Source organism: Vibrio coralliilyticus ATCC BAA-450 (genome assembly GCF_000176135.1).
Classification (GTDB): Bacteria; Pseudomonadota; Gammaproteobacteria; order Enterobacterales; family Vibrionaceae; genus Vibrio; species Vibrio coralliilyticus.
In genome coordinates, this window is the sequence record NZ_ACZN01000017.1 from 163,785 (window position 1) to 184,062 (window position 20,278).

Below are 20,278 nucleotides of genomic sequence, written 5' to 3' on the forward strand. Positions count from 1 at the left end.
GGTACGTCAATAATTGAGATGTGCGTTGAGGATAGATTGTAGATTGCCACTCTTTTTGATGACTTTCAGACCTTCATTGAAAGTCATCAAGTTCTGTACGCTTTCAGGATTTTGATTGGGCAGCAACAGGTGCAGTGTATTCACAAAAAGAGGCCTAGGGTGGTAAGCCAGAAGCTCTCTTTCCGACTCTAGCCCTTCACTTTTAAGTACATAGTTGACGTGCGTAATGTACAGTGGTGACACATCAATAGTACCTGCGAGCAGTTTCTTGATGTTTTCAGCTTCATCATGCACTCGTTCAACGATCAATGTTCCACTTTGCTCCGCTTTTTCAAACGGTTCACCGTAGTAGCCACCAATCAAAGCGCTCACCTTCAAACCTTCTAGATCTTCCACACGATCCCAGTCGAATGTCTTGTCTATTTTGTAGAAGAAATGCGCGTTTATCTTATACACAACATCACTTATCAGGAATAATTCTTGGTACTCCTCATTCAGCTCCCATAGCGCTGTTGCATCAGCCTTCCCCTGCGCTGCGAAATCAAATGCCTCTTTCCAAGTTGGCAAGTGGACATACTTTACTTCTACATTTTGAGTTTTAAATGCAGCAGTAACAATTTGGGCGTTAATACCATAACCAGGCAATTGTTTAGAGTGATATGGAGGATACTCACCACCAACGGCAATGGTAAGAGTCATCGCAGATACTGACATTGGAGAGACGATAAGAAGTAAGTGGGCAAAAAATACGCCAATGGGCTTTGATAAAAACTCAGACTGATGGAGCATAAACTCTCCGCTACACTAAATGGCTAAATACAACCCGATGAAACGACATCAGGTTGTATTTGAAGAGTCTAGCTTTGGCTTTTGAGTTACGCTAATTTTTGGTCAGTTATTCGAAACGATAAACAGGACTTCTACTCGTCTGTTACAAGCTTTTCCGGCGCTGGTTGTGTTTGAACATGCTGGCACATATTCACCGTAACCGCGTGTGTAGATAGAATTCATTGCCACATTATTGCTAACCAGCTGCTTTTTCACAGCTTTGGCGCGTTTCATTGAAAGTGAGTCATTAAAAGTCGGCGCTCCAGTACTGTCTGCGTGCCCATCAATCACAATATCAATTCCTGGCTGTGTTGCTAAGTATCGGCCCATCATGTCCAGCCAATACATGGAGTCCGGTTTCACCATTGACGAACCCGTATTGAATTTGATTGTATCGGTTAACTTAACCATGATGTGATTACCCGGCAGTACCTCGTAGTCCACACCATTTTTCAATAGGAAACTTTGCAAATCACTGTAGCTCGTGGTGCGCATCTGCCCCATTGGTCCTTTCACACCAGACGAAGCCAGTTGAGGCGCGTCACCCCAATTCGGGTATCGTACTTCGAAATCTGTTTTTGGCGCAGTCTCTAGCATGTCATCCGTTAGATAACTCATTTCTTTAGCCAGATTGCCACAACCAGTGAGGAGCAAGAGCAAAGGTAAGGCAAAATATTTCATTGATCCACCATTCGTTTCCGTTTCGATACATCATTTATATCGGCAACTTCTGGAATACTTTAATTATAATTTAACCCTTTGCTTATCGCCTGTTGACGACTTAACGTTCTGAAATGATTTAATAAGCATTTCGCGCGGTTTGCTATTTAGTTACTAGCCGTGAAAGAGTAAAATCCGCCTACCGTGATCTCGCTGAAAACACAGCGTGAACAGCGATAATAAAGAGAACACACTATGAAAAAGATAATGACCTTACTGACCATCGCATTTGCCGCTCTCTTGGCTGGTTGTGCAGATAGCGATGTCCCACAGGAAGGTAAGCACTTCCAAAAACTTCCTGTCAACTTATCGACCTTTCGCTTACCTCAAGTGACTGAAGTTTTCTCACTCAATTGTGGCCACTGTAAAAAGATGGAATCAGTTTTGCCTCAATTGGAAGAGCTCACCAAGCAAAACATTGGCAAGATCCACGTGACGTTTAACGAAAGTGCACAAGTTGGCGCCATGATCTATTACACCGCCGAAATGCAATTGGGCAAAAAGCCAGAACCATCAATGATGGATGAATTGTTTACCGCGGCTCAAATGGGCGACGGCGCAACAATGGCCGAGAAAAAGCAAGCCATCGATGATGCCTTCCATTCTCGCGGACTAATTAGCCCTTACGAACTCAAAGAAGATCAGCAAAAACAGTTATTCAGAGCGATGCAAGTTGCTGAAGACATCACTGAAAAAGGTCAAATTAATTCAGTTCCAACCTTTATCGTAAACGGTAAATATATGGTGCTGACATCCGGTCACAAAGATGTTGAAGACATCGCCAAGACCATTAACTATTTAACTCAAAACAACCCTAAGTAAAAACGGAAAGGACTCATGTCTAAAATAATCATCCCAATCGTCGTTTTAGTGCTAGCTGGCTTTATGATTTATCGCACTATGGTTACCAGCAAAGCGGGCGAGCAAAACTTTGCAGCAGGCCAAGCATTTCTTCTTGAGAATGGCGAAAAAGAAGGTGTGGTAACAACGGAAAGCGGCCTGCAATACCTTGTGCTAAACAAAGGCACTGGCACAGTAAATCCAACCGCAAAGAGCAAAGTGAAGGTGCATTATCATGGTACGCTAATCGATGGCACTGTGTTTGATAGCTCTGTTGAGCGTGGTGAACCGATTTCATTCGCTCTCAACCAAGTGATCAAAGGTTGGCAAGAAGGCCTAACCTACATGGTTGAAGGTGACAAGTTCCGCTTCTTCATTCCTAGCCCTCTAGCCTATGGCAAAGGTGGAAGTGGCCCAATTCCACCAGCGTCAACGCTAATATTTGATGTCGAGTTGTTGGAAATCCAATAACCAAAAAGGCCAATCATTCGTGATTGGCCTTTTTTCTATGCAAGCTCTTTCAACTCTCTGCAAAGATGCTTGTTTAAATGTTGCTGAATAAAGTTAACATCAGCCTTATAAAAATCGTGTGTTGGAATCTCTTCTGCTGTCATCCAATGGAAGGTTTGCTGCCTTTCTTCAGAATGAGCAACGGGTTGTGCAGATTCACCAGCATGAAGAACAACGTAGTAAATTCTTCCACCATACTCATTAATATCGCTATACGTGGCGACGTGAGATAGTCCACTCAAGTGAGTCTCTTCATGCAGCTCTCTAATGGCGGCATCTGTACCAGACTCATTGCTGCCCACTTCCCCACCGGGAAATTCCATGATCATACCTTGAGTATTTCGGTGGCGCTCCTGAATCAGAACTTTTCCATCTCTGATAACTACTGCCATCGATAAATGCTTCATTGGGGGCTCCTTGGATTAAGCTGACTTCATCGGCGTTCTAACTCAGACGTTTATGTTTTTAGATTTGAAATGTCTGATGCCGATACAAGATTGTAAGAACCCGCGAAGGGTAACCGAATATGCATTTAAGTTCTCGCTCCGCCTTCAAAAAACGAAATGTAAAACAATAAAAAACGGCACCTTTCCAAAGGTGCCGTTTTGCTCAATGATTTAATGGCTACTTATGTTTTTTCTGAACAAACTTCTTACTGACATCTACAACCGCGACATCTTTAAAGAAGCTACGCCCGAGGAGTAATGGAAACTTCAAATGAGTGCGGTCTGCAAGCGTGAATTCTGTTTTCTCTTTCAGATCACCAATTTGAATCCATGATTCGACTACAGCACGACGCTCTGATTTTTCCGCACTGGACTGACGAATCTTAACCCAGCGCTCAACGGGAAGAGCGATCTCCTTACTCTTAACCCCATCATGTTCAATTTTGAACTTAACCCAATCTTTGCCATCACGTTCGAACTCCACCACATCCGTGGCACTGATCGATGAGGTTGTCGCACCAGTATCAATACGCGCTTTGAAGTTCTCTTCAAGCCCTGGAACGTAAACCCATTCTTGCTCACCAAGGATCAGTTTTCCATCTGATGTTTTCTTTGGTTGCGGTTTTGGCTTAGGTTTTGGTTTTTCTTCTGGCTTCACTTCCGGTTTAGGTTCCGGCTTCGTCTCTTTCTCAACTTCTTTTTCTGGCTGCTCTACTTTAGGCTCTTCAATCTGTGGTTTTTGCTCTGGCTCTACTGGCTGCTGGCCTGTCGTTGAACATGCCATCAAACCACCACTAAGCATAACTGGAATTAGAACCTTCCATGTTTTGTTCATTCGATCACCTAACTCAATAACAAGATACGACCGCTTTAAAAAAGGCCCACATCAGGGTGAGCCTTAAAGCGAAACTTAAGACACTTTAACTATCGCATCGGCTACGTAAGGAATATCTTTTTCTGTCAGACCTGCGATGTTAATTCGACCATCCCCAACACCATAAATACCATATTCTTCACGGAGTTGCGTCATTTGGTCTTGAGTAAAGCCTAGCACAGTAAACATGCCTTTGTGGCTTTCAATGAAATCGAAATGTGAAGTATTATGGGTATTTCTCAATTCATTACACAAAGTATGACGAAGATTGAGCAAGCGCTGCTGCATTTCGCTCAGTTCCTGCTTCCAGACGCCTGTCAGCTCTTCGCTTTGCAGGATGGTTTTGACTAATGCCGCACCGTGATCTGGCGGCATTGTGTAAGTGGCACGTGCGAGCGTTAACAGCTTACCTTTTGCATTGCCAACATCCTGTAATGATTTGCCAACCACTATAGCAGCACCCGTACGCTCACGGTAAAGACCAAAGTTCTTTGAACAAGACGTGGTAATCAACATCTCTTCAACGTTATCAGCCATAAAGCGTAAGCCTTTAGCATCTTCTTCCAGTCCGTCGCCAAAACCTTGGTATGCAATATCGACAAATGGAGTAAACCCGTTTTTCTGCGATAACTCCGTCACCGCCTGCCAAGCAGAAAAGTCGATGTCAGCCCCAGTTGGGTTGTGACAACACCCGTGCAGAAGGACCACATCTTTTGGTCCCGCTTGAGACAATTCTTCTAACATTCGCGCTGTATCAACCTGTTTGGTTTCAGGGCTAAAGTAGCTGTACAGCTTCACTTTAAGACCCGCAGCTTCCATAACAGGACGATGGTTAACGTAGCTAGGGTTTGAGATCCAAACCGTCGTTTCAGGTTGTGCGACTTTCATTAGATCGCCTAACATACGCAGAGCACCACTAGCGCCCGGCGTTTGGGTGGCTGCAACGCGATCCATGGCCGAAGTGCCCGACAGCAGCAAATCAACCATACTCTGGTTAAACTCTTCACAACCGGCCAAACCGACGTAAGATTTCGTTTTTTGCGTTTCAACCACAATATCCTGTGCTTGAGATATTGCTTTCATGATTGGTGTTTCACCAGTACTATTTTTGTAGACGCCGATACCCAAGTCCACTTTGTCAGGACGAGGATCATTGCGGTAAGCAACTGATAAAGAAAGGATGGGATCCAGTGTAGGTGTTGGTAAATGAGAGAACATGAAAGTCATAACCCTTTGAAATTCAATTAACAGTGGTCAATTTATCACTTAATCCTCTAACTCAGAAATAAAATTTTAGTGCCTAAGAGCAAAACAGGATAAAAACCTTTTATTATTAACATATTTGCAACATCAAGAGTTCGGTCAGAATATAATACTAAGATTTACAGCTAAACCTTGAATCGGTGAATAATCTGATTGGAGCTACCACGCCACTCTAGGTTGAGATCCTTTTTCTCTTGCTCAAACTTGCCGTCAATTAAAACATCAATTAGCGCGACTACTTCTTGTTGCGCCGCCGTCAATTCGGCTAGCGTATAACCTGTCCACATCCAGATATCTTTGTCTGGGCACTCTTGGCGTACACGTTTTACCAACCGAAGAACATCAGTAACATTGGCTGGATGGAGTGGATCGCCACCGGATAACGAGAGCCCACGTCTCTTAATACGTGTATCTTTTAAGTCCTGCAGAATCTGGTCTTCCGCTTGTTGAGTAAACAATACCCCTGAGTCGAGTCGCTGTGTCGATTGGTTATAACACCCACGGCACTGATGTATGCAGCCAGAGACAAACAGAGTACAACGCGTACCCGGCCCGTTAACCACATCCACAGGATAGTACTGGTGGTAGTTCATGACGTTTTCCGATGTTGGATATTTGAGAAAATGCTTTCGCTCTGATGATAAAGGGCGAGTGACTCCCCGCCCCCCTTTTCGTCACTGAATCAATTCACGCATTAGCTTTATAGATGCTTAACCCGACGCTTTACTTCTTCTTGCTTACCAAAGTTGAACGGCCTCGCATCAGGACTGCCCAGATAACCACACACTCTGCGGGTTACAGAGACTTTGGTAGAGTCGTGATTACCACAGCTAGGACACGTAAACCCTTTGCTCGTACAGTCAAATTCGCCGTTGTAACCACACTCATAACACTCATCGATTGGTGTATTGGTACCGTAGTAAGGAACTCGGCTGTAGCTATAGTCCCAAACGTTTTCCAACGCTTCCACATTGCGCTGCATGTTAGGAAATTCGCCGTAACAAATAAAACCACCACTCGAGATCTGCGGGTAAGGCATTTCAAAGTCGATTTTGTCGTATGGGTTGACCTTTTTCTCTACATCGAGATGGAAACTGTTCGTGTAGTAACCTTTCTCTGTAACACCTTTCAATACACCAAACTCTTTCGTATCAATGCGGCAGAATCGGCTACATAAGTTTTCACTAGGTGTGCCATACAAACTGTAACCATAACCCGACTCTTCGGCCCATTGGTTCACCTTATCTTTAAGGTGCTTGATGATATCGAGCGCTTTCTGACGAAGCTCTGAGTTGTCATAAACGTGTGTCTGATTGCCATACAAAGCATTAATGGTTTCATGAACACCTATGTAACCCAAAGAAATAGACGCGCGGCCGTGTTTAAAAATGTTAGCAATAGGTTCATCAGCCTTTAGGCGAACGCCACAAGCGCCTTCCATATAGAGAATTGGTGCAACACGTGCTTTCACATTCTCTAACCTAGCAATGCGTGTCTCTAAAGCGCGGCGTGCGAGTTCTAACTTCGTATTCAAAATCTCATAAAACTTACCCTCGTCACCTTTTGCTTCAATCGCAATTCGAGGAAGGTTTAGACTAACAACGCCTAGATTGTTGCGACCTTCATGGATCAACTCACCATTTTCCTCGTAGGTTCCTAGGAAACTACGACATCCCATTGGCGTTTTGAATGAACCCGTTACCTCAACCACTTTTTCGTAGTTAAGAATGTCTGGATACATACGTTTAGACGCACACTCAAGTGCTAGCTTCTTGATGTCATAGTTAGGGTCGTCAGCTTTATGATTCAGACCATCTTTGATCCCGAAGACAAGCTTAGGGAATACGGCCGTTTTACGGTTTTTGCCTAGACCAGCGATACGATTCTTGAGAATCGATTGTTGGATCAATCGCGAGGCCCAACTAGTACCAAGGCCAAACCCGAAGGTGACAAAAGGTGTCTGACCATTGGCGGTATGCAGCGTATTCACTTCGTATTCCAGAGACTGAAAAGCGTCATAGCACTCTTTTTCAGTGCGAACGCGTGCAAACGCTTTGGGTTCATGAATGTCCCATTCCTGAGCAATGCTAAGGTGCTTTTCGTAGCTGGCCATCACATAAGGCTCAAGCACTTCATCAATACGGTTGATCGTCGTGCCGCCGTATATATGGCTGGCAACTTGAGCGATGATTTGTGCGGTAACGGCGGTCGCTGTAGAAATCGATTTTGGCGTATCTATCTCCGCATTGCCCATTTTGAAACCATGGGTCAGCATGCCTTTTAAATCGATTAACATGCAGTTAAACATCGGAAAGAACGGAGCGTAGTCCAAATCGTGATAATGAATATCGCCTTGCTCATGTGCCTGAACAATGTCGCGGGGAAGGATGTGCGTTTTAGCGTAATGTTTAGCAACAATCCCGGCCAGTAGATCACGCTGAGTTGGGATAACCTTGCCATCTTTATTCGCGTTTTCGTTAATCAGATCGACATTGCTTTCTTCAATTAACCCTTCGATCTCGCGAGTCAAAGCGCTTTGCTTCTCTCGTGCAATATCGCGATCATGGCGGTACTCGATGTACGAGCGTGCGAGTGACTTATAAGGCCCTTGCATTAACTCATTTTCCACCAACGTCTGAACTTCCGTTATATGAACTTCATCGTGATCTTTAAGCTGCAGCTCCACCGCTAGTGCGACATTCAGCGCGTATATAGCGATTTCTTTATCTACATGCTCTGCCGCTGCTTCAACAGCAGCCTGAATGCGATCCCTGCTAAACGGAGCTCTAGAGCCGTCACGCTTGATTACGATTGGTTTCACCTTCTCTCCTTACCCTTTACATACTCACAGACTTATCCACAAATACACTATATAGGGTTATTTTTTATTCTACCGACACAATATGTTGTGGCGTATTTAACGAGATGAACCAAGCTCGTGTATTGATTTCGATCAATAAAATTAAGCCCTAGATTAAGATCAAATCGATCTTAGTGGCAGTGATCTCAGCTTGAAAGAAATGTATGAAAAAAGTGATTTTTATTGGATTTTAACTTGCTTTTTTTAGAGGACTTATAGAATAAAGGCTGTACCTGAAAACAGAGTTTATAGAGTATGACTAACACTAAATTCAAAGCGATTTTGGCTATCCTGTTGATAACGAAGTCGACCGCTTCTTTTGCCTCCTCCTCCCTTACAGTCACAGCATGGAATTTGGAGTGGCTGACATCTCACCCTTCAGACAAATTTTCAGAATCCCAGCGAAGCAAACAAGATTTTCAGGCACTCGCTGGACACTTTTCGACAATCGATAGTGATGTACTTGCTTTTCAAGAAGTGAACGACCAACAGGCTTTGCATAAAGTGATTGGAGATGATTATCGCGTATATTTCTCAGACCGTGCATCAGACGCGTATATGAAGCAACAGTTTGACGATATCAATCAATATACGGGATTTGCAGTCAAAGAAGATATTGAGGTGGCGGATAAGCCAGACATTCAGCTCGATCAAAGAAAAAACAGTAAACTCCGATTTGGCACTTACATTGTACTCAACCCAAATGGCTCACAGCCCATACATGCCCTGTCCGTCCATCTAAAAGCTCGCTGTAGTGGCGCCTATAAAAACAGCCGTGACTGCAAAATACTCAAATCGCAGGGCAAGGTATTGAACCAATGGATCAGTGAACGAGAGCGACAAGGACAGAACTACGCCATACTGGGCGACTTCAACCACAACCTCAGTTACAACGGAGATTGGTTATGGGAAGTAATTTCTCACTCTTCACAAGCCGTACTGGCGACAAAAGGCACACCGGCAACATGTAAGGTGCGTTCGCGCAAGAACCCAAATAAGACGCACCAATTTCGTTCCCTCATCGACCATATTATTGTGAGCCCTGGGTTGACCACCGCTCAAACCAACCAAGATGTTTTTCCCACTTCATTGGTTCTCCAACATCATTTGAGTGACCACTGCCCTATCAGCACCCAACTAAACTAACAAGGCGCTCTTATGAGCGCCCTATTATCAGTTTTGCGAAACCATTTGGGGGCTCGGTGCTGCCACATATTTAGCGAGCAAAGACCCAGACACCATAGACGCTATGAAGATAGCGATATCAAGATTACCAAACGCTAAACTCGTAATAGCAGGGCCTGGGCATATACCTGCGAGTCCCCAGCCAACTCCAAACAAAGCTGCCCCATAGATGAGCTTACTGTCCAGCTGCACTTTCGTAGGCAGAGACAACACATCGCCGGACAGTGCTTTGGCTTGAGGTTTTATCAAAAAGTGATAGGCCGGAGCAAATATGAGTAACGCACCCCCCATTACAAATACTAAGCTTGGATTCCATGCTCCAGTAACATCTAAAAAACCAATCACATTCTCTGGATTTGTCATACCTGACAGCGCCATACCAATACCAAAAAGCAGACCACTTACTAATGCAGAGATTCGAAGAGTAGCGTTACCCATAGCGTTTACCTTAGCGAATATAGACAGTCAGAGCCGCAACTACCATAAAAATGGCTGTCGCGACGATTGAACGAAAGGAGAGTCGACCGACACCACATATGCCGTGCCCGCTGGTGCAACCGTTGCCTAGTCGAGTCCCAAATCCAACCAGCAAACCTGCTATTACCAGAACAAAAGTGGAAATAGATTCGGTGCTTGGTATTTCGATACCAAGCACCATTACACTTAGAGCCCCACCCGAAACCATGCCGATAAGAAACAACAGACGCCAGAAAAGATCATTACGTTTTGGTGAGAGCACACCGTTGACGATGCCACTGATTCCCGCCACTTTACCGTTAATCATCAACAGCATAGTTGCTGATAAACCCAACAACGCGCCCCCGATGAGTGATAGCCAAGGAAAAGACTCAAATATCATGATTACCTCCGACAAAAGACCAAGTGGAAACACTGAATTAAAGCTTCGATGCGCGAGTCAGCCAGTGAGTAAAATACTTGTTGAGAGACCTTACGTGCTTTAATCAAATTGTTTTTACGTAATACCGTCAGATGCTGAGAAAATGCAGACTGACTGAGGAGAGAATTGCTTTGCAGCTCCCCAACGCCAATTTCACCTTGAGTGAGTTGGCAAAGGATCATTAGTCGAACCGGATGAGCCATGATCTTAAGAATATCCGATGCTTCCTCTGCACTTTCCCTCATCTCCATGATATCAATTGTGTTTGGATTCATATCGCCTTTACATTAGGTGTTACTAAATTACCTCAAATTGTACGTAACTCATTATATTAGTCAACCCTAAATTAGATGGTTCACATTTAGATTATTTTAGTTTAGCATTAGCTAATATTCACTACATCAAGACCCATTCTTATAGGTATTCACTATGACTAAGATTGTTATCGTAGGTGGCGTTGCCGGAGGAGCTTCAGCGGCCGCTAGGGCGCGCCGCTTAAGTGAAAGCGCAGAAATCATTATGTTTGAACGCGGCGAGTTTGTTTCATTTGCCAATTGCGGTTTGCCTTACCACATCGGTGGCGAGATACAGGATCGTAGCAAGCTTTTACTTCAGACACCCGAGAGCTTCCTTGCTCGTTTTAATGTTGATGTACGTGTCATGAGCGAAGTTATTTCTATCAATCGACAAACTAAAACCGTTACCGTCAAGAACCTCATTGATAACAAGGATTACAACGAAAGTTATGATTTCTTGCTATTGAGTCCAGGAGCTGCGCCTATCGTCCCTCCAGTTCCCGGTATTGAAAATCCACTCACCCACTCTCTTCGAAATATCCCCGACATGGACCGTATAATTCGAACTATCGAGATGAACAAACCTGAGCACGCAACAGTTGTAGGTGGTGGCTTTATCGGATTAGAAATGATGGAAGCCTTTCATCAGCGTGGAATTAAAACAACGCTCATCGAGCAAGCAAATCAAGTCATGACGACTGTGGACAAAGAAATGGCGGGATTTATCCACGAAGAGATTCGAAACCAAGGTATAGATCTGCGCTTAGGAGTTGCTTTGGAATCTGTTCAGCACATTCCAAATGATCACATTTCTACTCTCGAATCTGGAGAAGATGAAGCACACCAGCACTTAAGCGGTGAGCTAGACTTGACGCTCAACAATGGCGACACAATCAGAACTGACATTTTAGTCATGGCCATTGGCGTGAGGCCAGAGATCAAGCTCGCTCAGCAAGCAGGGCTTCAAATTGGTCAACTCGGCGGTATCTACACCAATGAGATGATGCAGACGAGCGATCCTTCTATATATGCCGTTGGTGACGCAATCGAAGAGAGAGACTTTGTCACGGGCACTCAAACCTTAGTTCCTTTAGCCGGGCCAGCTAACCGCCAAGGTCGAATGGCGGCTGACAACATGCTAGGACGCAATGAAACTTACCAAGGAACACAGGGGACTGCTATTTGTAAGGTTTTTGACCTGGCCGCAGCGTCTACTGGTCAAAACGAGAAACAACTTCAGCGTGATGGTATCGACTATGAAAAAGTCTATGTACACACCGCAAGCCACGCAAGCTACTACCCTGGAGCCGAAACAGTATCGTTTAAAATGCTGTTTGACCCTAAATCTGGCAAAATTTTCGGCGCACAAGCCGTGGGTAAAGATGGTATCGATAAGCGTATTGACGTAATGGCAGTAGCACAGCGTGCTGGGATGACGGTAGAGCAGCTTCAGCATCTCGAACTGACTTATGCACCGCCTTTTGGCTCGGCAAAAGATGTCATCAACCAAGCTGCATTTGTAGCAAACAACATCATTAAAGGTGACGCAACCGCGATACATTTCGATGAAATTGACAGCCTATCCGAAGACCAAATACTGCTTGACGTACGCAACCCTGCAGAACTTGAGAACAATGGTTTGATCGAGGGAGCGCTTAATATTCCTGTTGACCAACTACGATCACGCATGAGTGAATTACCGAAAGACAAAGAGATCGTTATTTACTGTCAGGTAGGTCTACGTGGCAACGTAGCTTATCGTCAGTTAGTGAATAATGGTTACAGAGCCAAAAACTTAATTGGTGGGTATCGAACTTACCTGTACTCGAAAAGGTAATTGAACCTACCAACAGCAGGGAGCATTTCGCTCCCTGCATAGTATTCTCATCATTATCGACAATTCACTCAACCGTTATACAACTTAAATATTTCTTTCACATTTTCTCCGTAGTATCAGCGCGTTATTTCACGGAGGAACAATTTTGTTTACTGCTCATAAATTGGCTACTTTGGCCGCTTGCACTGCTATCGCTCTATCGGGCTGCACTTCTCAGCAAAACACTCAACTAGCTCCGGAATGTAAGATCTCCGAAAAGCCAGAAATATCTGAATCTTCCATCACTGGGTTAACGCTCTTAGGTACTTACGTTGCTGACAGCCAGTTTGATACTTCAGCAGCTGAAATCGTTGCTTATGATGAATGCAGCGATCAATTGTTTGTGGTTAATGCTCAAGCAAAACGTGTCGACGTGATGGCGTTAGATACACAAAATCACCCCACTAAAACCGCGCACATTGATTTATCCACTGCTGGTAAAAAGGCTGGCATTGAGATTGGTGCGGCAAACAGTGTTTCCGTTCACAATGGCTTAGTTGCTGTCGCGATTGAAAATCAAGTGAAACAGAAAAATGGCCTAATTGCTTTGTATAAAGCAGAAACACTTGAGCTTGTTAAGACTTACCCTACAGGCGCACTGCCGGATATGGTGTCTTTCTCTAAAGATGGTCGATACATTGCAACTGCGAATGAAGGTGAACCTAATGCCGATTACACTGTTGACCCAGAAGGCAGTATTACTTTAGTCGATCTTGCTTCGGGTATTGAACAAGCGAAAGTTAACCAAATCTCCTTCAAAGCCTTCAATCAGGGAGAATCTCGACACCATGAGCTCACTGACTCGGTCAGAATATCAGCGCCTGGCGCAACCGTTGCACAAGATTTGGAACCGGAGTATCTCACTTTTTCTGATGACGGCTATTTGTATGTCGCTCTGCAAGAAAACAACGCCCTCGCTAAAGTGGATATCGAATCGGCTTCAGTTGCATCTATCTATGGTTTGGGTGGAAAGAGCTGGGAAACTAACACTCTAGACGCCTCGAACAAAGATAAAAAACTCGGTCAGTTCCATTCCTACCCTCAGTTAGAAGGGTTGTACATGCCAGATTCTATCGCCAGTTTCCAAGTCGATGGTCATACGTACATCGCGACAGCCAACGAGGGCGATGGCCGCGAATATGGGTTCGAAACAACACAAAATGTCTGCGATGAACGTGGTTTCGAGTGGGATGAAGATGATTTCTCAGGCACAGAGAAATACTCCAGCGAACAAGGTTTCTGTATCGCCTACAGCGATGAACTGCGTGGTAAAGACCTCGAAGTTGCTGCCTCCCACCCACTTAAACAATCACTCAGTGATAAAAAACAACTGGGTCGCCTAAAAGTGGTCAAGCCAACAGGGACACTAGAGCAAGAAGATACAGTGTATAGCTTCGGCAGCCGCTCTTTTTCACTATGGAATGAAAACGGCGAGCTGGTGTTTGATAGCGGAGATGAGTTTGCAGACATAGTACACACGTTAGACTCAGAACACCTAAATAGCAGCAATGACAGTAACAATACGGCTGATGATCGCAGCGATGATAAAGGTGTAGAACCGGAAGCGATAGAAGTCGCCTCCATCAATGGTCGCCAGTACGCATTTATCGGATTGGAACGACAAGGAGGGATTATGATTTACGACGTCAGCACTCCCACGGCTCCTTTGTTCATTAACTACGTTAATAATCGTGACTTCTCAAAGCCGGTTTGTACTCAAGTGTCTGAAGGTGAATGCGCTAACGGTACCTACAATTCTGAAGCTGGAGATTTAGGCCCAGAATCAATTCGCTATTTCACCCGCAGCGGCCAGCACCTACTCGCGGTGGGTAACGAGGTAAGCGGTACAACATCTATTTATCGCATTGAGCTTTAAAACTGAAAAGGCCACATCAAGTGGCCTTTCTCTTTCATGTTCATCTCGGCTTCATATCAGATACCTTCAACACAACCTGCGGCTGAACACCCTCAAGCTCCTGCAGGCAAATACCAATTTAAATTGGTTATAGTTCCACCACTACTTACCCACTTCGTTCAATATTTACAGCAATTTATAATGATTTAAGATTTTTCATAAACTACAAATACGTCAATAAGCAGTGGTAAAAACCCAAATTTAAACAACATCCAGCATAAACATCTATCCACAATTAATCACACCAACCATCCTGTAAGTTGTATGTTTTTTCACACATTTTGTGACATTCCTCTTTTTAACAAGGGATGATAGCGTTCACTTCCTATTTATAAATGTAACAACACATAGGAAGTATCAATGGCAGAACAAACCTTGCAAAGTAAGAAGCCGAACGGCTTTGCAAGCGCAATAGAAAAAGCCGGAAAGAAGATCCCTGACCCTATCATCATTTTTATGTTTCTGTTTGGGTTCAGTCTGGTCGTCACTTGGATTCTGGATGGCACCACTTTTCAAACCGCAGGAAAAGCCGGGGGCTCAGTAGAATTCGCTATCAAAAACATGATGTCTGCGGAAAACTTCCGTTGGATGTTTGAAAACGCTCTACTTCAAAACTGGCTCGCATTTGGTCATGGTGTACTAGGCATTATCTTGATTGTCATGCTGGGTGTCGGTATCGCAGAAAACTCTGGGCTCCTCACCGCTGTCATCAAAAAAGTTGGCTTAAAAATCAGTGATCGCCTGCTTCCGTTATTAATTGTCTTCCTAGGCATTATGAGCTCGTTAGCCGCCGATGCGGGTTACTTAGTTTTGGTGCCGCTGGCTGGCCTGCTTTATGCCGGTTTAGGCAAAAACCCATTAATTGGTATGGCAGCTGCGTTTGCTGGCGTGTCTGCGGGCTTTAGCGCAAACTTGCTTCCTGCGACACCCGTTGACGTCGTCGTTGGTGTTAACGCGAAGATCTTTGCAGAATCGCAAAACATTCCTTTCATAGGCATGACGGGAGAAATGCTCAACCCTGCGACCATGCACTACTTCTTCGTTTTGGTCTCGACATTTGTATTGGCTGCTGTTGGTGCAGTTATTACACAAAAAGTTGTTACGCCTCGACTAGAGAAAATGTCTTACCAGCTTCCTGAAGAGATCAACTTTGACGAGTTCGAAGTGACTAAGGAAGAACAGAAAGGTCTTCGTAGTGCGGGAATTGGCCTGATTGTTTCACTGCTTGCTATCTACGGCTTAGCGACTGGTCCTCTAGCAACGTACACAAACGAAGCAGGCAAAGAAGTTACGCCTTACCTAGATAACATCATTCTGCTTATATCTATGGTATTTGCGGTAACCGGTTTATGTTTTGGCTATGCCACGGGCAAATTCACCAAGCTACAAGACGTAGTAACAGCCATGGTGAAACAGATGAACACCATGGGCTATGTTCTGGTTCTCACGTTTTTCTGTTACAACTTCCTTGCCCTACTGAGCTATTCAGGCCTAGGTACTTATGTCACTTACCTTGGCGCTTCTACTCTGCAATCTATGGGCCTGCAAGAGTACCCTGCTCTTATGTTGATTGGTTTCATCATTACCACAGCGCTTATCAACTTGTTCGTTGGTGGCTTGACGTCAAAATGGATGCTATTAGGTCCAATTTTTGTTCCTATGCTGTATCAGGTAAACCCAAATATGACACCAGACTTAGTCTCTGCCGCGTACCGTATTGCTGACTCTTCTACTAACATCATCACTCCGATGATGAGCTATGCAGGCGTCGTACTTGCCTTCATGCGCAAGTACAAACCAGAGCTAAGCTTTGGCGACGTGATTGGAATGATGGTGCCTTATTCAATGGCTTTCCTGACCATTTGGACTGGTGTACTGCTCATTTTCTTTGGTTTTAGCTTACCTCTTGGTTTCTAATCTCTACGTTGAGCAGTAAAAAAGCGCCTTATGGCGCTTTTTTTGTATTGAAACCATACGATAAAATAAATATTTATCCGTCTTTCGTGAATTTTTCATTTATCAACGCCTCCAGCCTCGTTAGTGACAATTTAATAAAATTAATTATTCACCCAAGATAACTATATAAATAACAGTACAATCAATAACAAGAGGTGACCTTGTTTACATATTGTGTTGATTCATGAATCCAGATCTTGCCGATCAAAAAATAGCCATTGCATTTAATAACACTTAGTTATATTTTGTTTCGAAACATTAATATTTTATAAAAATAAAATGAAACTTGTCAGTTGTCTGTTAACACTTCTTTCTTCTGCTGTTATTGCAAATCCACTTCCTAACGATGAGAAGCTTCTTGATTCTTTAATCGAACGAGGTGTTATTTGTGATAATCAAACCTTTGAAGAAAAACAGGAATCTTTACAGATTTATCTCGCTAACAGATTCGACAAAAACAAACCTAATAATAAAAACAATAATAATACAAATACTCAAAGTAACCCGACTGAAACAAAATGCATCTCAGCAAATAAAAATAAATAAGCTGTAAATTCATTTATCAATCTTCCCTTTGATTAGGGATTTTGTTGTTCACGCAACGTTATACCCACTTTATTAAGTGGGATTTGGCAATCAGAATATAATAAGGAAATAATATGAGTCCTATGAGGAAAACACTGCTGGCGACAGCGGTGATGACCCTTTTTAGTGTCAGTGGTCACGCCAAAACACCTATAGATTTAGGTGTCATGAACGAAGAGAAAATAATCGAGATGCTGGTCCGAAAGGGTCTTCTTGATGAAAACTCTTCCGTTGACGATCAAAAAACGGCACTTAACAAATACCTCAACGCGAAACTCAACAATGGCTTTAAAGGTGACGCGCAATTCGGTAAGAAAGCACTCGAACAACGCGCTAAGATCCTAAAATCAATAGAAGCAAAGAAAGGTCAACATAGAGCACACATGTTCGCTTTTGATTTATCTCAGAAGCGTACAGACAAGGTGTTAGCTGTATTGGTTGATTTCCCAGACTTACCATGGAATGACAACCGATTAACGTCTGACCATACCGAAATGCTCTACGATAGCTACAAACCTGAACACTATCAGAATCTGCTTTTCTCTGGCGCTGGTTACCTTGGGCCGAATGGCGAAAACCTCATCTCGATGCGTCAGTACTATGAGAGTGAATCTGGGGAAAGTTATAGCGTTGCTGGTCAAGCTGCAGGCTGGTACCGAGCTTCAAAAGATGCTTCATTCTATGGTGGTAACTCACCAACAACAGACAACGATCTTAATGCTCAGGAACTAGTTCGTGAAGCGCTGAACCAGCTAGCACAAGATCCAAGTATTAACCTCGCCGACTACGACATCGAAGACCGTTATGACTATGACGGCGATGGTAACTTCCGTGAACCGGATGGCGTTATTGATCACTTAATGGTGTTCCACTCTTCCGTAGGTGAAGAAGCCGGCGGTGGTGTATTGGGCGACGATGCTATTTGGTCACACCGTTACAACCTTGGCAAGTACCATGTGCTTGAAGGCACCTCGAGTACTCTACCTGGTCGCTTTGACGGAAAGTACGCTGCATTTGATTACACTATTCAGCCTATTGATGCCGCAGCAGGTGTTTGTGCACACGAATACGGCCACGATTTAGGCTTGCCAGATGAATACGACACTCAATACACGGGCAAAGGCGAACCTGTTTCTTACTGGTCAATCATGTCTTCAGGTAGCTGGGCTGGTAAGATTGGCGGCACACAGCCAACTGCATTCAGTTCATGGGCAAAACAGTTCCTTCAAGAATCGATTGGTGGTAAATGGATTGCGAACCAAACCATTTCGGTAGACGACCTGACTCCAAAAGGCGAAGAAATCACTCTTCACCAGACTATCGATAACGATAAACAGAATATGGTCCGCATTGACCTACCTGTAAAACGTACCGAAGGTCATAAGCCTTTCTCAGGTAACTACAGCTTCCATTCAGGTAAAGGTGACGATCTTAAGAACAAGATGTCTCGTCAGCTGACTCTGCCTGAAGGTACTAGTGTCAAACTAGCGTTTAAAGCTTGGTATCAGATTGAAAAAGACTACGATTACGCTCGCGTGCTAATCAATGGCCAACAGATCGCTGGTAACATCACAACGATGAATGATCCATACAATACGGGGCTTGTACCTGCTATTGCAGGTGAATCTGACGGTTGGGTTGATGCAGAGTTTGACCTATCACAATGGGCAGGCCAAACCGTCGAATTGAGCTTCGATTACGTGACGGATGGCGGACTAGCGATGGAAGGTCTGCACATCGATAACATCTCGATTGAAGCTGACGGCAGTACGACTTTGATCGACGATGCCGAAGGAAAATCTAGCTTTGCGTTCAATGGATACCGTCTAAACGATGGCTTCAACGAAGCGGCACATTACTACCTACTTCAATGGCGTAGCCATAACGATGTGGACGAAGGTCTGAACAACATTAAACGCTTCGGCAAATTAATGTCATTCGAGCCGGGTCTGATTGTTTGGTATGTCGATGAGTCAATGACCGATAACTGGGTTGGCAAACACCCTGGTGAAGGTTGGCTTGGTGTTGTCGATGCGGACCAAAATGCAATGATTTGGGCTAATTCTGGCACTGCAGCACAAACTCGTTACCAAGTACGTGATGCGGCATTCTCAATGAATGACCAAAAGCCAATGCGTCTTGAGAACAGCGACGGTGATGTGCTGGAAGATGTCAGCTTGATTGGTAACGCTTACTTCGCGGACAATCAAGATTACTCAAATCCACAATCACCTGATGCTGGCCGCCTTCTGGCTGAACACGGTGTTCAAATTGAAGTGATCGAGCAAGCTGCCGACAATACCTATGGCGTAATTAAAGTATCGAAAGCGGAAGAACCTAACCAACTTCCAGTCGCAGCATTCACATTGTCATTGGATGGCCTAAATGTCACTGCAAGTAACTCTAGTTCCGATAGTGACGGTTCAATCGTTGCGTACAACTGGGACTTTGGTAACGGTGAGTCAAGCTCAGAGCAGTCACCTTCTTGGACTTACTTGAATGACGGTAGCTACACTGTCTCTCTAACTGTGACAGATGATCGTGGTGATCAGCATACTGCGACAGAAACCATCACAGTTGAAGCGAACAATGTACTTCCTACAGCAAGTGCACGTTACATTCATCTAGGTCGTTGGGTCACCATGTGGTCTACCAGCTCGGATCCTGACGGTCGCATCGTTGATACAGAATGGGTTCTACCAAACGGAAAAGTAAAACGTGGACGCGTATTTACCTCTATCTTCCCAAGCTACGGCAAACAGGAAGTTCGTTTAACCGTTATGGATAACAACGGCGATAAAGTATCTAAAATCATTACTGTCGATTTATAAGGATTTCTCCGTTCCTTAACTTCCCTACTCCTCTTATTTGAGTGAGATTTGAGCGCAACTCTGGTTGCGCTCTTTTTTTGCTTAAAACTCAGCTACTAATTACTTCTAATACTTCAACACTCAGTCAATATATTAAATCGCTTCATATTAATATTTTCCCCTCAATCTAAATTACATACTCTTAAAAATATTCTACCGTCTATAAATACATATATTATTAAAATAATTAAATTTCGTGATTCAAAGTCTTTACTAAAAGACATATTAATAATCCGTTCAATTCAACAAATGCATAATAAGTTCAAAATTCGCACACATCGCTTGTTTATTGAACCTAATTATTAACTACTCATTTCTGTATAAAGTTTGATCTTCATTCAATCCCAACTCATTTA

Annotated in this window: 18 protein-coding genes; 8 read left to right on the top strand and 10 right to left on the bottom strand. The window is 43.9% G+C overall.

The features are described 5' to 3' along the window. Nucleotides 1–6: 6 nt before the first annotated feature. Nucleotides 7–789 carry a substrate-binding periplasmic protein gene (locus VIC_RS16060; protein WP_006961090.1) on the bottom strand — a complete coding sequence of 261 codons (783 nt, stop codon included), beginning with the start codon at nt 787–789 and terminating at the stop codon, nt 7–9. 102 nt (nt 790–891) lie between these two features. Continuing rightward, complete coding sequence (locus VIC_RS16065) at nt 892–1,509, bottom strand: OmpA family protein (protein WP_006961091.1); 618 nt, start codon at nt 1,507–1,509, stop codon at nt 892–894. A gap of 234 nt (nt 1,510–1,743) precedes the next feature. On the opposite strand from VIC_RS16065, the gene VIC_RS16070 reads away from it, so the two are divergent. Next, the gene (locus VIC_RS16070) at nt 1,744–2,370 is read left to right on the top strand and encodes a thiol:disulfide interchange protein DsbA/DsbL (protein ID WP_006961092.1); all 627 of its coding nucleotides are present in this window, start codon (nt 1,744–1,746) and stop codon (nt 2,368–2,370) included. A 15-nt stretch (nt 2,371–2,385) separates the two neighbouring features. After that, nucleotides 2,386–2,859, top strand: coding sequence for an FKBP-type peptidyl-prolyl cis-trans isomerase (locus VIC_RS16075; RefSeq protein ID WP_006961093.1), 474 nt, complete (start codon nt 2,386–2,388; stop codon nt 2,857–2,859). Nucleotides 2,860–2,894: 35 nt separating this feature from the next. On the opposite strand, the gene VIC_RS16080 is transcribed toward VIC_RS16075, so the two are convergent. The 5 genes from VIC_RS16080 to nrdD all read right to left on the bottom strand — a co-directional run bounded on the left by VIC_RS16080 (nt 2,895) and on the right by nrdD (nt 8,302). Then, nucleotides 2,895–3,305, bottom strand: a complete 411-nt coding sequence (locus VIC_RS16080) for an NUDIX hydrolase (RefSeq protein ID WP_006961094.1) — start codon at nt 3,303–3,305, stop codon at nt 2,895–2,897. 217 nt (nt 3,306–3,522) lie between these two features. Beyond that, nucleotides 3,523–4,179, bottom strand: coding sequence for an ATP-dependent zinc protease family protein (locus VIC_RS16085; RefSeq protein WP_039952107.1), 657 nt, complete (start codon nt 4,177–4,179; stop codon nt 3,523–3,525). 75 nt (nt 4,180–4,254) lie between these two features. Then, a complete protein-coding gene (locus tag VIC_RS16090) occupies nt 4,255–5,436 on the bottom strand; it encodes an amino acid aminotransferase (protein ID WP_006961096.1) in 1,182 nt (393 codons plus the stop codon). A gap of 170 nt (nt 5,437–5,606) precedes the next feature. After that, a complete protein-coding gene (gene nrdG / locus VIC_RS16095; RefSeq protein ID WP_006961097.1) occupies nt 5,607–6,074 on the bottom strand; it encodes an anaerobic ribonucleoside-triphosphate reductase-activating protein in 468 nt (155 codons plus the stop codon). A 107-nt stretch (nt 6,075–6,181) separates the two neighbouring features. Continuing rightward, the gene (gene nrdD, locus VIC_RS16100) at nt 6,182–8,302 is read right to left on the bottom strand and encodes an anaerobic ribonucleoside-triphosphate reductase (protein WP_006961098.1); all 2,121 of its coding nucleotides are present in this window, start codon (nt 8,300–8,302) and stop codon (nt 6,182–6,184) included. A gap of 294 nt (nt 8,303–8,596) precedes the next feature. Between nrdD and VIC_RS16105 the strand changes: the two genes are divergently transcribed. Beyond that, nucleotides 8,597–9,487 (top strand): endonuclease/exonuclease/phosphatase family protein, encoded by an 891-nt coding sequence (locus VIC_RS16105; RefSeq protein WP_006961099.1) that lies wholly within the window; start codon nt 8,597–8,599, stop codon nt 9,485–9,487. Between the two features lie 27 nt (nt 9,488–9,514). Here the strand turns inward: VIC_RS16105 and VIC_RS16110 are convergent, their stop codons facing one another. From VIC_RS16110 to VIC_RS16120, 3 genes are read right to left on the bottom strand one after another with little or no spacing between them, the layout of a single operon-like run. Then, nucleotides 9,515–9,964, bottom strand: a complete 450-nt coding sequence (locus tag VIC_RS16110) for a YeeE/YedE family protein (RefSeq protein WP_006961100.1) — start codon at nt 9,962–9,964, stop codon at nt 9,515–9,517. Between the two features lie 10 nt (nt 9,965–9,974). After that, entirely contained in the window at nt 9,975–10,385 is a 411-nt protein-coding gene (locus VIC_RS16115; protein ID WP_006961101.1) for a YeeE/YedE family protein, read from the bottom strand. A gap of 2 nt (nt 10,386–10,387) precedes the next feature. Then, the gene (locus VIC_RS16120; protein WP_006961102.1) at nt 10,388–10,699 is read right to left on the bottom strand and encodes an ArsR/SmtB family transcription factor; all 312 of its coding nucleotides are present in this window, start codon (nt 10,697–10,699) and stop codon (nt 10,388–10,390) included. Between the two features lie 154 nt (nt 10,700–10,853). On the opposite strand from VIC_RS16120, the gene VIC_RS16125 reads away from it, so the two are divergent. From VIC_RS16125 to VIC_RS16145, 5 genes are all read left to right on the top strand, one after another. Continuing rightward, nucleotides 10,854–12,557 carry an FAD-dependent oxidoreductase gene (locus tag VIC_RS16125; protein ID WP_006961103.1) on the top strand — a complete coding sequence of 568 codons (1,704 nt, stop codon included), beginning with the start codon at nt 10,854–10,856 and terminating at the stop codon, nt 12,555–12,557. 145 nt (nt 12,558–12,702) lie between these two features. Then, nucleotides 12,703–14,472: a choice-of-anchor I family protein gene (locus VIC_RS16130; RefSeq protein WP_006961104.1), complete on the top strand. Its 1,770-nt coding sequence runs from the start codon at nt 12,703–12,705 to the stop codon at nt 14,470–14,472. A gap of 399 nt (nt 14,473–14,871) precedes the next feature. After that, a complete protein-coding gene (locus tag VIC_RS16135; RefSeq protein WP_006961105.1) occupies nt 14,872–16,428 on the top strand; it encodes an AbgT family transporter in 1,557 nt (518 codons plus the stop codon). A gap of 318 nt (nt 16,429–16,746) precedes the next feature. Next, entirely contained in the window at nt 16,747–17,013 is a 267-nt protein-coding gene (locus VIC_RS16140) for a hypothetical protein (protein ID WP_019275874.1), read from the top strand. A 113-nt stretch (nt 17,014–17,126) separates the two neighbouring features. Further along, on the top strand, nt 17,127–19,883 hold the full coding sequence (locus VIC_RS16145; protein ID WP_006961106.1) for an immune inhibitor A domain-containing protein: 2,757 nt from the start codon (nt 17,127–17,129) through the stop codon (nt 19,881–19,883). Nucleotides 19,884–20,278 lie beyond the last annotated feature (395 nt).

Excerpts from the sequence above, each read along its gene's own strand:
- VIC_RS16060 (WP_006961090.1), bottom strand. The coding sequence starts at position 789 with ATGCTCCATCAGTCTGAGTTTTTATCAAAGCCCATTGGCGTATTTTTT.
- VIC_RS16065 (WP_006961091.1), bottom strand. The coding sequence starts at position 1,509 with ATGAAATATTTTGCCTTACCTTTGCTCTTGCTCCTCACTGGTTGTGGC.
- VIC_RS16070 (WP_006961092.1), top strand. The coding sequence starts at position 1,744 with ATGAAAAAGATAATGACCTTACTGACCATCGCATTTGCCGCTCTCTTG.
- VIC_RS16075 (WP_006961093.1), top strand. The coding sequence starts at position 2,386 with ATGTCTAAAATAATCATCCCAATCGTCGTTTTAGTGCTAGCTGGCTTT.
- VIC_RS16080 (WP_006961094.1), bottom strand. The coding sequence starts at position 3,305 with ATGAAGCATTTATCGATGGCAGTAGTTATCAGAGATGGAAAAGTTCTG.
- VIC_RS16085 (WP_039952107.1), bottom strand. The coding sequence starts at position 4,179 with ATGAACAAAACATGGAAGGTTCTAATTCCAGTTATGCTTAGTGGTGGT.
- VIC_RS16090 (WP_006961096.1), bottom strand. The coding sequence starts at position 5,436 with ATGTTCTCTCATTTACCAACACCTACACTGGATCCCATCCTTTCTTTA.
- nrdG (WP_006961097.1), bottom strand. The coding sequence starts at position 6,074 with ATGAACTACCACCAGTACTATCCTGTGGATGTGGTTAACGGGCCGGGT.
- VIC_RS16105 (WP_006961099.1), top strand. The coding sequence starts at position 8,597 with ATGACTAACACTAAATTCAAAGCGATTTTGGCTATCCTGTTGATAACG.
- VIC_RS16110 (WP_006961100.1), bottom strand. The coding sequence starts at position 9,964 with ATGGGTAACGCTACTCTTCGAATCTCTGCATTAGTAAGTGGTCTGCTT.
- VIC_RS16115 (WP_006961101.1), bottom strand. The coding sequence starts at position 10,385 with ATGATATTTGAGTCTTTTCCTTGGCTATCACTCATCGGGGGCGCGTTG.
- VIC_RS16120 (WP_006961102.1), bottom strand. The coding sequence starts at position 10,699 with ATGAATCCAAACACAATTGATATCATGGAGATGAGGGAAAGTGCAGAG.
- VIC_RS16125 (WP_006961103.1), top strand. The coding sequence starts at position 10,854 with ATGACTAAGATTGTTATCGTAGGTGGCGTTGCCGGAGGAGCTTCAGCG.
- VIC_RS16135 (WP_006961105.1), top strand. The coding sequence starts at position 14,872 with ATGGCAGAACAAACCTTGCAAAGTAAGAAGCCGAACGGCTTTGCAAGC.
- VIC_RS16140 (WP_019275874.1), top strand. The coding sequence starts at position 16,747 with ATGAAACTTGTCAGTTGTCTGTTAACACTTCTTTCTTCTGCTGTTATT.
- VIC_RS16145 (WP_006961106.1), top strand. The coding sequence starts at position 17,127 with ATGAGTCCTATGAGGAAAACACTGCTGGCGACAGCGGTGATGACCCTT.